Source organism: Bradyrhizobium shewense (genome assembly GCF_900094605.1).
Classification (GTDB): Bacteria; Pseudomonadota; Alphaproteobacteria; order Rhizobiales; family Xanthobacteraceae; genus Bradyrhizobium; species Bradyrhizobium shewense.
The window spans coordinates 22,698-36,076 of the sequence record NZ_FMAI01000044.1; the positions used below are offsets into that span (position 1 = coordinate 22,698).

Annotated in this window: 12 protein-coding genes and 1 pseudogene; 7 read left to right on the plus strand and 6 right to left on the minus strand. The window is 64.3% G+C overall.

What is annotated here, in order from left to right; translation table 11 throughout:
* Positions 1 to 21: 21 nt before the first annotated feature.
* Positions 22 to 396: a DUF2946 family protein gene (locus GA0061098_RS40150; RefSeq protein ID WP_091967135.1), complete on the minus strand. Its 375-nt coding sequence runs from the start codon at positions 394 to 396 to the stop codon at positions 22 to 24.
* Between the two features lie 481 nt (positions 397 to 877).
* Between GA0061098_RS40150 and GA0061098_RS40160 the strand changes: the two genes are divergently transcribed.
* From GA0061098_RS40160 to GA0061098_RS40180, 5 genes are all read left to right on the plus strand, one after another.
* Positions 878 to 1,282, plus strand: a complete 405-nt coding sequence (locus GA0061098_RS40160) for a globin (protein WP_165637921.1) — start codon at positions 878 to 880, stop codon at positions 1,280 to 1,282.
* A 138-nt stretch (positions 1,283 to 1,420) separates the two neighbouring features.
* Positions 1,421 to 2,443: a sugar ABC transporter substrate-binding protein gene (locus GA0061098_RS40165; RefSeq protein WP_018320172.1), complete on the plus strand. Its 1,023-nt coding sequence runs from the start codon at positions 1,421 to 1,423 to the stop codon at positions 2,441 to 2,443.
* Positions 2,444 to 2,449: 6 nt separating this feature from the next.
* Entirely contained in the window at positions 2,450 to 3,952 is a 1,503-nt protein-coding gene (locus GA0061098_RS40170; protein WP_091967141.1) for a sugar ABC transporter ATP-binding protein, read from the plus strand.
* Positions 3,953 to 3,964: 12 nt separating this feature from the next.
* Positions 3,965 to 4,993, plus strand: a complete 1,029-nt coding sequence (locus GA0061098_RS40175; RefSeq protein ID WP_091967143.1) for an ABC transporter permease — start codon at positions 3,965 to 3,967, stop codon at positions 4,991 to 4,993.
* A gap of 234 nt (positions 4,994 to 5,227) precedes the next feature.
* Complete coding sequence (locus GA0061098_RS40180) at positions 5,228 to 6,304, plus strand: serine hydrolase domain-containing protein (RefSeq protein WP_245323918.1); 1,077 nt, start codon at positions 5,228 to 5,230, stop codon at positions 6,302 to 6,304.
* A gap of 137 nt (positions 6,305 to 6,441) precedes the next feature.
* Here GA0061098_RS40180 and GA0061098_RS40185 read toward each other — a convergent pair whose 3' ends face one another.
* The 5 genes from GA0061098_RS40185 to GA0061098_RS40205 are packed head-to-tail and all read right to left on the minus strand — an operon-like array spanning position 6,442 to position 11,846.
* The gene (locus GA0061098_RS40185; RefSeq protein ID WP_091967147.1) at positions 6,442 to 7,485 is read right to left on the minus strand and encodes an ABC transporter ATP-binding protein; all 1,044 of its coding nucleotides are present in this window, start codon (positions 7,483 to 7,485) and stop codon (positions 6,442 to 6,444) included.
* A complete protein-coding gene (locus GA0061098_RS40190; RefSeq protein WP_091967149.1) occupies positions 7,478 to 8,458 on the minus strand; it encodes an ABC transporter ATP-binding protein in 981 nt (326 codons plus the stop codon). The genes GA0061098_RS40185 and GA0061098_RS40190 overlap by 8 nt, the downstream gene beginning before the upstream one ends.
* A complete protein-coding gene (locus GA0061098_RS40195; protein WP_091967151.1) occupies positions 8,455 to 9,276 on the minus strand; it encodes an ABC transporter permease in 822 nt (273 codons plus the stop codon). Before GA0061098_RS40195 ends, GA0061098_RS40190 begins: the two co-directional genes overlap by 4 nt.
* Entirely contained in the window at positions 9,273 to 10,196 is a 924-nt protein-coding gene (locus GA0061098_RS40200; protein WP_091967153.1) for an ABC transporter permease, read from the minus strand. Before GA0061098_RS40200 ends, GA0061098_RS40195 begins: the two co-directional genes overlap by 4 nt.
* Positions 10,197 to 10,256: 60 nt before the next feature.
* Positions 10,257 to 11,846 carry an ABC transporter substrate-binding protein gene (locus GA0061098_RS40205; protein WP_091967155.1) on the minus strand — a complete coding sequence of 530 codons (1,590 nt, stop codon included), beginning with the start codon at positions 11,844 to 11,846 and terminating at the stop codon, positions 10,257 to 10,259.
* A 276-nt stretch (positions 11,847 to 12,122) separates the two neighbouring features.
* On the opposite strand from GA0061098_RS40205, the gene GA0061098_RS40210 reads away from it, so the two are divergent.
* The gene (locus GA0061098_RS40210; RefSeq protein ID WP_091967157.1) at positions 12,123 to 13,007 is read left to right on the plus strand and encodes a hypothetical protein; all 885 of its coding nucleotides are present in this window, start codon (positions 12,123 to 12,125) and stop codon (positions 13,005 to 13,007) included.
* 205 nt (positions 13,008 to 13,212) lie between these two features.
* Positions 13,213 to 13,379: pseudogene (locus GA0061098_RS46630) on the plus strand (IS110 family transposase); the annotation flags it as partial.

Here is a 13,379-nt window from a genome sequence, read left to right on the forward strand (position 1 = left end):
ACGGTTCGGTTTGTCGCTACGTCAGGAAAATTGAGGTGGGGCGCGGGCCTGAGCGCTCGAACCCTTGGGAGCGCCGATGGCGGACGCATCCGCCGGCTGCCACACCACGCGCGCGGCATGGCGGAAGGGAATCGAGAGTGCCGCGTGCGTCGGCGAATCGAGCGACGCGCCCGCCTGGGCGAGGCAGCACAGGGCGCACGCGCCCGCATGCGCGGTCGGGGTGCCCGTCCGATCGTCGAGGCCACCCTGGTCGCTCGCACTGTGGCAGATGACGGCGGCAGACAGCGGATCGGCGATGGCTTGGCCCGTCGCCCAACAGGCGGCGATCGGCGCCAGCACCTGCATCACCAAGGCGAGCAGGACCAGGGGTAGGAATTTCTGTAACCGCGCGCGCATCTGCCGAACCGTTCGTTCGTCTGCTAACTAAACACCGCGCCGGGCCCAAGTCGAGATCAGTTCCGCCGCCTTCTTGGCCCAGCGCAAATTTGTCGGAAAAGCGTGGTCGGACGACCTCACCATGGGCTCGGGGTCCGGAATTTGAGCCAAATCAAACCGCCCGACATCCACAGATTTCTTATATTTGTCATATACTTGCGGGGTCAAAAGCCCGATCATTTCGTCTATTGCTCGAATTTTGAACATTCGTTGCCGAAAATGATGACAAGTGAGAAAAGTTGATCTAGCATCCCCCTTGCTCAGGCTGGCCGTGAGGTCGAAGTCTGGTGGTCCAAGTCTCGGGAGGAGCCCCTGACGCGCAAAACGCAGCGTCGCCCCGTCAATCAAGAGCAAATCTTAGAATCGGGGATAATAGGGTCGACACAATTTTTGAGCGGGGCCAGGGCCCCGCTCTTTTTTTGTCCGCATGGCACTTTCGCCGATGAATATGCCCTCCAATCCAGTCGAACTCAGCTTTGAACTCGCGGCCTCGCGCTGCGCGGATCTCACGCCCATCGTCTACCAGCGCCTGTTCGACGAGCATCCCGAAACGCAGGCCATGTTCCGCTCGGAGGGCGGCGACCTCGTGAAGGGATCGATGCTCGCGCTGACGATCGAGGCGATTCTCGATTTCGCTGGTGAGCGCCGGGGGCATTTCCGGCTGATTGCCTGCGAGGTTGCCTCGCACGACGCCTATGGCACGTCGCGCCAGCTGTTCACCGCGTTCTTCACCATCATCAGGGATACGCTGCGCGATCTGCTCGGCGATGAATGGTCGATCGAGATTGCGCAAGCCTGGGACAAATTGCTCGTCGACATCGACGCACTCGCCGGCACGACGGCCTGACGCTTTGCGCTGCACCACGCGGCGTACTGCGATGGCGCGTGTGATTGCAGATTGAGTGGCATCAACTCTTGTGAGACACTTTCGACATCGGTTGCGCAATCAATGACGCGCCGACGATAAAATTTATGGGAGCGAGCGATGTCCGGGACGAAAGATTTCTCGACGACGAGGCGCGATCTACTTCAGGCGGCTGCGACCGCCGGCGCCGGAGCTGCCCTCCTCGGCAGCATGGGCATAAACCCCGCATTGGCCGCCGAGGTCGGGCGAAGCGAGAAGCCGCTGAAGGCGGCGTTCTCCAATGCGGGCCTGCAGGCCACATGGTGCGCGCAAGGAAAGCAGGCCGCCGAATTCTGGGGCAAGCTGTTCAACGTCGAAGTCACCTGGTTCGACGGCCAGCTCGACGCCGTGAAGCAGCGCGCGGCCATCGACAACATGGCCTCGCAGAAATGGGATTTCGTCGCGATCCAGGCCTTCGGCATCGGCACCCTCACCCAGCCCGTGCAGAAGATGATCGACGCCGGCACGCCCGTGATCGACATGGACACGCTGATCGCGCCGCTCGACCAGATCAACGTCCACTCCTTCCTCGCCCCCGACAACGAGTTCATGGGCGCCTCGGTGACCCAGGCGCTGTGCAACGCGATGGGCGGCAAGGGCAAGATCATCATGACGCAGGGCGCGCTCGGCCACACCGGCGCGCAAGGGCGCGCAAAGGGCTTCACCAACACGGTCAAGCAATTCCCGGGGATCGAGGTGCTCGACACCCAGCCGGCCGACTGGGACGTCTCCAAGACCGCCCGCCTCTGGGAAACATATCTGACCAAGTATCCGCAGATCGATGCGGCGTTCTTCCACAATGACGACATGGCACTCGCCGCTGCCAACATCATGAAGGCGCGGGGCCGCACCAACATCCTGATCGGCGGCGTCGATGCCATGCCGCCGGCGATCCAGGCGGTAAGCGAAGGTCGCATGTTCGCGACCGTCCGCAATCCGTCCTGCCGCATCCATGGCGGCGCAATCATCGCGGGCGTCTCTGCGGTCGTCGGCGGCGAGAAGAGCGGCCAGGGCATCCCCAAGAACGTCGTCACCGACGGCCCGGTCGTGACCAAGGCCAACGCCGCCGGGATGCAGTGGATGCAGGATCACTTCCTGATCTGAGCCTCCATGCCCGAGGTGCGTTCGCCCATCCTTGAACTGCAGGGCATCACGAAGAGCTTCGGCGGCGTCGAAGCGCTTCGTGGTGTCGACTTCGCACTCCATCCCGGCGAGATCCACGGTCTCGTCGGCGAGAACGGCGCGGGCAAAAGCACGCTGATGAAGATCATCGCCGGCGTGCACACTGAGTTCTCCGGCCGCTTCCTGATCAACGGGGCGGAGAGGCATTTCCGCTCGGCGCGCGATGCGCATGCGGCCGGCATTGCCATGGTGCATCAGGAGCTCAGTGTCGCGCCTGATCTCACGGTCGCCGAGAACGTCTTCCTGGGCAACCAGCCAACCAACGCTCTCGGCCTCGTGCAATGGCGGCGCATGGCGCGCGAGGCCGGCGAGCAGCTCGCCCGCTTCGGCATCGACGTCGATCCGATGAGCAGGCTGGGCGACTTGCCCATCGGGCTGCAGCAGCTGATCGAGATCGCGCGCGTGCTGTTCTCCGGCGCCCGCATGGTCATCCTGGACGAGCCGACCTCAGCCCTCTCCCCACCCGAGGTCGAACGCCTGTTCGCAACGCTCCGCCGATTGCGCGAAGAAGGCACCAGCATCGTCTTCATCTCGCATTTCATCGAGGACATCCTGCGCGTGTCCGACACGGTGACCGTGTTCCGCAACGGGCGGAAGGTCGCCGAGACCGCCAGCGCCGCCACCAGCAAGGGCGCGCTGATCGAGGCCATGATCGGGCGCGGCGGCGAGGCGCTCGAGCACAGTTACACCGACGACCTGATGCTGCCGCAGCCGAGCGACAGCTCGGTGGTGCTGAAGGTCGACCAGCTCTCGCTGGCCCGCAGCCTGAAGGACATCTCCTTCGAGGCGCGCGCCGGCGAGGTGCTCGGCATCTACGGCTTCATGGGCTGCGGCCAGCAGGAGCTGTCCCGCATCCTGTTCGGCAAGCTGAAGCCGGACGGCGGCACGCTCGCCGTGGACGGCTCGCTCAAGACCTTTGCCAGCACGGCGGCGGCGCGACGCGCCGGCGTGGCGCTGGTGCCCGAGAGCCGCCGCGACATGCTGTTTCACAAGGAGCCGGTCTACAAGAACATCTCGATCAGCATTTTGGACCGCATCTCATCCCTGCTGCTCAAGCCGGCGCAGGAGCGCGATATCGCCCAGCGCCAGGTCGAGCAATTGCAAATCCGGCCCCCGGTGGTCGGCCTCGATCTCGGCATGCTCTCCGGCGGCAACCAGCAGAAGGTCGCCCTGGCAAAATGGCTGACCTATCCGCCCAAGCTCCTGGTGCTGTGCGAGCCGACCCGCGGCATGGATGTCGGCGCCAAGAACGACGTCATCAACATCGTCCGCGACCTCCGCGCCAAGGGACTTGCGATCATCGTGCTGTCGACCGAGCCCGAAACGGTGCTGTCGCTGGCCGACCGCATCCTCGTGCTCAAGCGCGGCGCGCTGGTGCGGGAATTCAAGAACGAGCCGGTCAGCAAGGACCGCCTGCTGGAAGCGGCGTGACGGAGAAGCACAATGGCGAGCAGTGAGACGGCTTTGGCGACGGGGCAGCGGGCACGCGGGCTGGCACCCTTCCTGCGCTCGCAGATGCGCAACATCGCCCCGTTCCTCACCCTGATCTTCCTGTCCGGCTTCTTCGCCTTTGCCAGCCCCTCCTTCGCGACGCTCGACAATCTCGGCAACATCCTCACGCAAGTGTCGGTCACGGGCATCATCGCAGTCGGCCTCACCTTCGTGATCCTCTGCGCCGAGATCGACCTGTCGATCGCCAGCATCGCCAATGTCACGGGCATCGCGGTCGCCTACTTCACGCTGCAGGAATCCTACGTCAACATTGCCAACATCCCGCTGCCCGGCGCAGTCGCGATCATCCTGTCAATCCTGCTCTGCGCCCTGCTCGGCCTCGTCAACGCGCTGGGCCTGACCGTGATCGGCATCCCCTCCTTCATCATGACGCTGGCGATGATGCAGATCGCCGCCGGCATCTCGGCGCTGCTGGTGCGCGGCCAGATCGCCTACAAGGTGCCGAGCCTGATCACCACGCTCGGCTCCGGCTCGATCGGCGGCATCCCCTGGCTCGTCATCATCGCCGCGCTGATGCTGCTCGGCGGCCATCTGGTGCTGACCTACACGCGCTTCGGCCGCTACGTCTACATGGTCGGCGGCAACCGCGAGGCGGCCGAATATTCCGGCCTCAACGTCAAGCTCATCTTAGGCGCGGTGATGGTGATCTCGGCGGTGTGCTCGGGCATCGGCGGCATGCTCGGCGTCGCCCATTTCGGCAGCGCGCAGCAGAACGAGTTCGACACCTATCTGCTCGACTCCATCGCTGCCGTCGTGGTCGGCGGCACCAGCCTGTTCGGCGGCCGCGGCGGCATCGGCAACACCATCGTCGGCCTTTTCGTTCTCGGCGTTCTCAACAACGGCCTCGACCACGTCAACATCGACAGCTTCCTGAAGATCCTGATCCGCGGCCTGATCCTGCTGGCAGCGCTGGTCATCAACGTCTATGCGCAGCGGCTGAGGGAAAAGGCGGCGGACTAGACGACGCTCACAACAAAAAACGCGAAAACAACCCCATGCACAGTAGAAACTGTGAGGAAGTTCAGCTGCTTACCGAACCTGCAAGTGAGGGACCGCCGCTGCGCTGACGTTTGACACGTCGGGCAAAGCAGGAGCACAACTTCATCATGGCACCGATCGCGTGCCCGTGGAGCGAGCGCCCGAATGGCTGTCATCGATCGTCGCGCTGCCCTTGCGGGTGCAGGAGCGCTTCTCTTGACGACAGGCCCGCTTGCCTCCGCTCCGTTCGAATGGCGATCTATCACGCCACCCGACGCCGGCTTTGCGCCCGACCTCGATGAGCGGCTCGACAAGGTGATTGCGGACAAGCGCGCCTGGGGCCTGCATGGCGTCGTCGTCACGCGCATGGGCAAGCTCGTGCTCGAACGCTATTTCATCGGCGAGGACGAAGTCTGGGGCGCTCCGCGCGGCCGCGTCGCCTTCGGTCCCGACACGCTGCACGACCTGCGCTCGGTCACGAAAAGCATTCTCGGCCTGCTCTATGGCATCGCGCTCGACCTCGGTAAGGTGCCCGCGCCCGACCAGAATCTGATTGCGCAATTCCCCGACTATGCCGCCGCCGCGACCGATCCCCGCCTCCAGCGCCTGACAGTTGCGCACGCGCTCACCATGACGCTGGGGTTCGACTGGAACGAGGACATCCCCTACCAGGACCCGACCAACAGCGAAATTCAGATGGAGCAAGCGCCCGATCGCCTGCGCTACATCTTCAGCCGGCCCTTCATCTCCGATCCCGGCGCCCGCTGGATCTACGGCGCGGCCGGCACCGAGCTAATCGGACATCTGCTGGTGAAGGGCGTCGGCCAGTCGCTGCCGGATTTTGCCCGCGCAAACCTATTCGATCCCCTCGGGATCGGTCCGGCCGAATGGACCAAGGGATTCGACGGGCAGCCCGCGCCCGCATCCGGCCTGCGCATGACGCCGCGCGATCTCGCACGCATCGGGCAATTGATCCTCAACCGCGGGCAATGGGATGGGCGCCAGGTCGTCTCGGCGGACTGGCTTGCGAAATCGTTCCAGCCTTACGTCCCCTGTGACGAGCAGCGCCGGTACGGCTATTTCTGGTACTGCGGCGACCTGCAGTACGGCCAGCCACCGAACCGTCCGATCACGCACTGGATCGGCGGCTTCGGCTATGGCGGCCAGCGGCTGTTCGCGATGCCCGACCTCGGCGTCGTGGTCGCCATCACCTGCGGAAATTACGCCGACGAGCGGCAATGGATGCCGCCTGTCCGGGTGGTGCGTGATGTCGTGTTGGCCGGGCTGAAGTGAAACGTCGCGCGAGGACCCGTCATCCTGAGGCTCGTAGCGAGCGATGCGAAAGCATCGCATGCGGAGCCTCGAAGGATGAAGGGCCGAGGTGCCAGCCGGACCGTCGCCCTTCGAGGGCCGCTGAGGAAGCGGCCACCTCAGGGTGACGGTGATGGAGCGAGGCTTGCTGCGCCGATCTCATCCGCCCGCCAGCACCTCACGGCATGTCCGTCAGCCCGCGTCTCCAGCGCCGGTCCCGGCTCGCGGCGGCACACGGCCTCCGCATAACGGCAACGCGGGCTGAAGGCGCAGCCGTTCGGGGGATTGAGCGGGTTGGGAAGATCTCCGCCTGTGGTTGCCAGCGGGGCATGGTGTAGCGGATCAGGAATCGCGGCGATCAGGGCTTGCGTATAGGGGTGCGCCGGGCGTTCGAATATCTCGCGCCAGTGGCCGTTCTCGACGATGCGGCCGAGATACATCACCGCGACGCGGTCGCTCATGTGCTCGACGACGCCGAGATCGTGGCTGATCATGATGTAGGAGAGGCCCAGCGTGTCCTTCAATTCCAGCAGCAGATTGATGATCTGGGCGCGGATCGAGACGTCGAGCGCCGAGACCGGCTCGTCGCAGATGACGATTTTGGGGTTGAGGATCAGCGCGCGGGCAATGCCGATGCGTTGGCGCTGGCCGCCGGAGAATTCATGCGGGTAGCGGCCGGACTGTTCGGGCCGCAAGCCAACATGCCGCAGCATGGTCGCCACGCGATCCTCGATCTCGCTTTTCGCGGTGACGCCGTGCACCCGCAGGGGATCTTCCAGCGTGCGGCGAACGGTCTGGCGCGGATTAAGCGAGGCGTAAGGGTCCTGAAACACCATCTGCACGGTGCGCGCCAACGCCTTCCGATCGCCGGATTGCCGGCTCCTCACGACCTGCCCGTCCAGCACGACGCGGCCGCGCGTCGGCGTCAGCAGGCCAAGGATCGACAATGCGACCGTCGACTTGCCGGAGCCGGACTCGCCGACGAGGCCGAGGCATTCCCCACGCTTCAGCTTGAGATCGACGCCGTCGACCGCCCGCAGCATCCGCTTGCCGCGGCCCAGCAGGCCGCCACCGAGCGGAAAGTGAACCGCGAGATCCTCGACGCTGAGGATGAGGTCATCGTCCAGCCTTCGCTCATCCAGCATGTTTTGCGGCTCATGCATGGTGATGGCACCTGACCAGACCGCCGGCCCCCAGCAGATCCGTCTCCGGCACGACGGTCCGGCAGATCTCGGTCGCCTGCGGACAACGCGGATTGAATCGGCACCCCTCAGGGAAATTCGTGATGGCCGGGACGACGCCCGCGATCTCCTTGAGCCTGGTGCGGCCGAGTGCGGCCCGGCTGCCGAGCCTCGGCAGCGAGGCGACCAGGCCTTGCGTATAGGGGTGCGAGGGCGCTCGAAAAATATCGGCCGAGCCGCGCTCCTCGACGATGCGGCCGGCATACATCACGGCGACGCGGCGGCAGACGTTCGCGACCAGGCCGAGATCATGGCTGATCATCAGGATGGCCGTTCCACGCTCGGCGCACAAATTCCGCATCAGCTCGATGATCTCGGCCTGCACGGTCACGTCGAGCGCGGTGGTCGGCTCATCGGCGATCAGGAGATCCGGACCGCAGGCGAGCGCAATGGCGATCATCACGCGCTGGCGCATGCCGCCGGAGAGCTGGTGCGGGTAATCGTTGACGCGGCGCTCGGGCGCAGGGACGCGGACGCTCGCCAGCGCCTCGACCGCCAGCCGGCTGGCTTCCCGCCAGCTCTTGCCCTTGTGGAGCACGAACATCTCGGCGATCTGCCGGCCCACGGGCGAGACCGGGTTCAGCGCCGTCATCGGCTCCTGGAAGATCATGGCAATGCGGTTGCCGCGCAACTCCCGCTGCCTTGCGGCGGAGAGGTGCTGGATCTCCTGTCCTTCGAACCGGATGACGCCCCCGCCGATCGAGAGCGGCGGCCGCAACAGCCCGATCAAGGCCAGCGCCGTGATGCTCTTGCCGCAGCCGGATTCGCCGACGAGGCCGAACGTCTCGCCGCGTGAGATGCGGAACGAAACGCCCTCGGCCGCCGCGACGCGCCTCGATCCGTCATCGAGATCGATGCGCAAATCCTCAACCTCGATCAGCGGCGCGCCGGTCATGTCCGCCGGCTCCGCGATTGGGGATCGAGAATGTCGCGCAGGCCATCGCCGAGCAGGTTGAGGCCGAGCACCGTCAGGAAGATGGCGAGGCCCGGAAAAACCGAGAGCCACGGCGCCGTCGTGATCTGCTCGCGGGCCTCCGACAGCATGCTGCCCCAGCTGGGAAACGGCGGACGGACGCCGAGGCCGAGGAACGACAATGCGGCTTCGGACAACACCGCGCTGCCCATGCCCAACGTGCCAATGACGATGATGGGGCCCAGCATGTTCGGCAGCAGCTGCGTGGTCATGATGCGCAAATCGCCGTAGCCGAGCACGGTCGCCGCCTGCACATAGCCCTGGCTCCTCAGCGACAGCGCCGAGGCTCGCGCGATCCGGCACGTAAAGGACCAGTTGGTCAGTCCGAGCGCGATCAGCAGGCTGGTCAGGCCGGGTCCGAGCACCGCCATGATGGCCAGCGCGAAGATCAACGAGGGGATCGCAAGCATGAGATTGGTCAGCGCGTTGACGACATCGTCCCACCAGCCGCCAAAATAGCCGGCGCTCAGCCCCAAGGCCACGCCGATGACGCTGTTGATGAGCTGCGAGATGATACCGACCGTCAGCGAGACCCGCGCGCCGTAGACGACGCGGGAATAGATGTCGCGGCCCTGGTCGTCGGTGCCGAACCACCAGGTCCAGCTCGGGGGCTCCTCCGCGTTCATCAAATTGGCGTCCATGACGGGATCGGTGTGCGCCAGCCAGGGCGCGAGCAAGCCGACCAGGATCGCCAGCGCGAACAACACCCCACCGATGACGAGATTGGCGCGAAGCTTCATGCGTATCTGATCCTGGGATCGATCACGCCGTAGAGCACGTCGATCAGCAGATTGATCGCGAGAAAGGCCAGCACCACCACGAGAATGGAGCCCTGGACCGCCGGAATATCGCGCTGCAAGACACTGTCGACCAGCAATGAGCCGATGCCCGGCCACGAGAACAGCTTTTCGACCACGACCGCCTGCCCCATCAGCGCGCCGAATTGCAGGCCGACGGTGGTGAGAATGATGACGAGCGCATTGCGCATGACATGCCACTTCACCACCCGCGTCTCGCTCATGCCCTTGGAGCGCGCGGTGCGGACGAAATCGGCGGTCATGATCTCGAGGACCGCGGCGCGCGTCGTCCGGGCAAACAGCGCCATCGGCGAGACGCCGAGGGTCACAGCCGGCAGCAGCAGATATTTCAGTCCGCCGTCGCCATAGCCGAAACTCGGCAGCCAGCCGAGCTTCAACGCGAACAGGTACATCAGAACAAGTCCGAGCCAGAATTTGGCGATGGAAAGGCCCGACACCGCGACGACCATGGCAAGCGTATCGACGATTCCGCCCGGTCGCAGTGCCGCGATGAAGCCAAGCGGCACACCGATCACGACCGAGAATGCCATGGCCGCGAAGATCAGTTGCAGGGTCGGCCAAGCCCGCTTGGCGATCATGGTCGTGACAGGCTCACGGGTCCGGAACGAGGTGCCGAAATCACCGGTCGCGAGCTTGGCAATGTAGACGCCGAAACGCACGTAAACGGGATCGTCGAGGCCGAGCTGCTTCTTCATGCGCAGCTCGACCAGCGGATCGCTGTCGTCACTCATGGAGGAGACGATGCTGCCGGGAACCACGCTGAACAACACGAAGACCAGCAGCACGACGGCAAGCACGGTCGGAATGGTCTGCAGCAGGCGACGGAACAGAAAGGAGAGCATCGGCACTTTTCCTCTCTCCCTCCATCGTCTGTGGCGACGGAGGGAGCGCGAGAGCGCATGTCACTTCGCGGGCGAGGTCTCGTCGACCCAGAGGTCTTCGACGTTCTGATGGGTCAGCTCCGTCGCGTTGAGCTGAATCCCCTTGAGCCACGGCTGCACGGCCATGACCGCCTTGTTGTAGTTGAAGAACCAGACCGGTGCCTCCTCATAGAGCAGCGCATTGGCCTTTTGCAGCAGTTGGGCGCGCTTTGCTGGGTCGTCGGCCTGCCCGGCCTCGTCGACGATCTTGTCGAAATCGGCGTTCTTGAAGATCATGTAGTTGCAGGCTGGCTGCGGCGTCGACGAGTGGAAGCATTTGAGGGCCGCCTGCGGATCCGGGCCGCTCGCCTGCGAATAGATGAAGGCCTGGTAGTCGCCGGTGCGAACCACCTCCGCCAGCACCGCGGTCTCGACCTGCTTGACCTTCGCCTTGATGCCGACCTTGTCCAGCATCGGGATCACGGCCGAGACGATCGGCAAGCCCCAGCTCTCGTTCTGGCTGGTGGTCCATTCGAATTCGAAGCCGTTGGGATAGCCGGCCTCGTTAAGCAACTGCTTGGCCTTGGCGGGATCGTAAGCGTACGGCTTCATCGCCTTGTCGTAAGCGGGCGAGGTCAGCGGCAGCCAGCTGGTGGCGCGATAGGCCTTGCCCTTGACCAGCTTGTTGATGATCAGGTCGGTATCGATCGCGTAGTTGATCGCCTGTCTCACGCGCTTGTCGGCGAACGGCTTGAACGATGGATTCATGCCCATGTAGCGCGTGAAGACCTCGGCGACCTCGACGATGGTGCCCTTGAGGTTGGCGTCGGACTGGTAGGCCACATATTGCGCGGGCCCGAGCACCGAGGTGTCGACCTCCTTGTTGCGGAAGGCGACATCGCGGGCCGCGGCCTCGCCCATGATCGCCACGACGATCTTGTCGGCGTAGGGCTTGCCGGGCTTGTAGAACCGGTCCCACCGCTCCAGAACGATGCGCGATCCCGGTACATGCTCGACGAATTTGAACGGCCCGAGGCCGATCGGCTTCTGGATGAAGCTCTCCTTGGCACCCTCGTCGGCGGGATAGATCGAGGTCAGCGCAGTGAAGAAGTAAAAGCCGGGATCGACCTTCTCGGTCAGCTTCATCTCAACGGTGAAGTCGTCGATCTTCTTCAGCCCGGAGATCTCCTTGGCCTGGCCCTTCTCGACCGCGGCCGCGCCCTCGATCACGCGGACAAACCGCGCGCCGGGATAGGCCTTGGTGCCGTCCATGATGCGGGTGTAGGACCAGATGATATCGTCGGCCGTCATCTTGCGGCCATTGTGGAAATAGGCGTCATCGCGCAGCTTGAAGGTGTGAACGAGTCCCCCGCCCGAGACCACATCCTCCTTGGCAAGCTCCAGGACCGGCTTTCCTTCCGCGGAATTCCAGATGTAGAGCGAGCGGTGCAGCGCCTTGGCGTAGATCTCATCCTGGGCGCGCTGCGTGGTGTGAATGTCCAGGCTCGTGAAACTCGAGCCATAGGGCGCTGTCATGCGGATGGTTCCGCCCTTGCGCGCTGTCTGGGCCTCCGCAGATCCAGCGAGCGCCAGTCCCAAGCCCGCGACGATCGCCATCATCCTGAACATCATGTGTCCCCCACCAACGCAGGTATTCCGATCAGGGATTTGATCATTCGCAGCCCGTCGAATGCAAGCTTCGTTTTTGATGGAGACCGATGTCAGTTCCGGAAGGCGGCTCTTCGACCCGGAAGTAAGGTTGCATCCGCCCGGCGATGCAAGCCGTCGATTGACGCGGTGCGTCATCGGGCGACCAGGGATAGTGAACATTTTCCGTGATCGACGCGACCAAGCTCAGGATCGTTATCTGAGCCCCAGGGATCTTGGAAAACAAGGATCGCGCAAAAAATGACCCGCCGAACGCTAGGTATCCTGCTCGCCGGCAGTCTGGTCGCCGCGACAGCGGCGATGGCGATCCCCGTCACGCCGGACCCTGCCCGCGACGGCCCGACGAAAAACATTCAAATCAATTGGTCCCACACCAAGCGATCAAACGGGTTTGTCGACGATACATGGTGGGCACTCAGGGGCCGTTGCGCCCCGGACCATCTTGGCGAGCGCCTGCTCTGCGACACTGTCGGGCTTCTGACACAAGCCACGAGCCGGACATTCGAGGCCAAAATGTCCGACGACATGGGCCTGCCGCTGGTCGACCGTTGGGCCCTGATGACCGCGAAGAATTCGCCCTTCATGAGGTCGGCTCACGTCGAGACGCCGCTCGGTCTCGAGGCCGTGCTCGGCTTCTATCGCGCTGCACTCGAAAGGCGCGGCTGGACCGAGAACGACGGTGCGGTCGTCGAGCCCGACAGGGCCGTTGTCGCCTTCACGACGTCAGACGGGCCGGCGCTGCTCCGGCTCGTCCGTCAGGACAACACAACGATCGCCGACCTTGCGCTGCGCAAGCCGTTGGCCGCCACGGCCCGCATCCAGCCGGCGCCGGGACAAGTGATGTTGTTGCTCGGCAACAAGACGGATGAAGCGGCCGACATCACCGTCAATGAGCGAACCATCCGACTGGCGGCTCACGCCGGAGAGGAACTGATCGATTTTGACGCCGCCGCGGATGAGTTGCCTGATAGCCAGAAGATCGATCTGCCGCCGGGCACGTACAAGGTCACCCTGAAGCTCAAGGGCAGCGCGGCGCAGACGCGTGAGTTCGAGGTCGCGGTCAACGAGACCTGGGGTCTGCTGGTCGGCCCCGAAGGCGCGCCGCTGCCGATACGGATGTATTGAGGGCCGCGGCGTCTTGGACCGTCATCCTTGTAAGTCTCGAATCGCTGGATCGGATAGAGTGTCCGGTGCGGTAACGGACGGGAGACCGCTTCATCCAAGGGCTTTGAAGCCCGTACCTCAGCGCGGCGCCCCGTCCGTTGTTCCATTGAACCCGAACAGTCGCGAGGGCCGCCTGGCGAGCCCGGTTGCGCAAGGATGGGTGCAGATGGACGCGATCTATGTTGGCATCGATGTATCGAAGGACCGGTTGGACGTTCATATGCGTCCGAGCGGAGAAGCATTTGCCGTCGGGCGCGACGGCAAGGGCTTGGAAGACCTTGTTGCGCGGCTTGTGGCCTGTCCGCCGACCCTGATCGGGGTGGAGGCGACTGG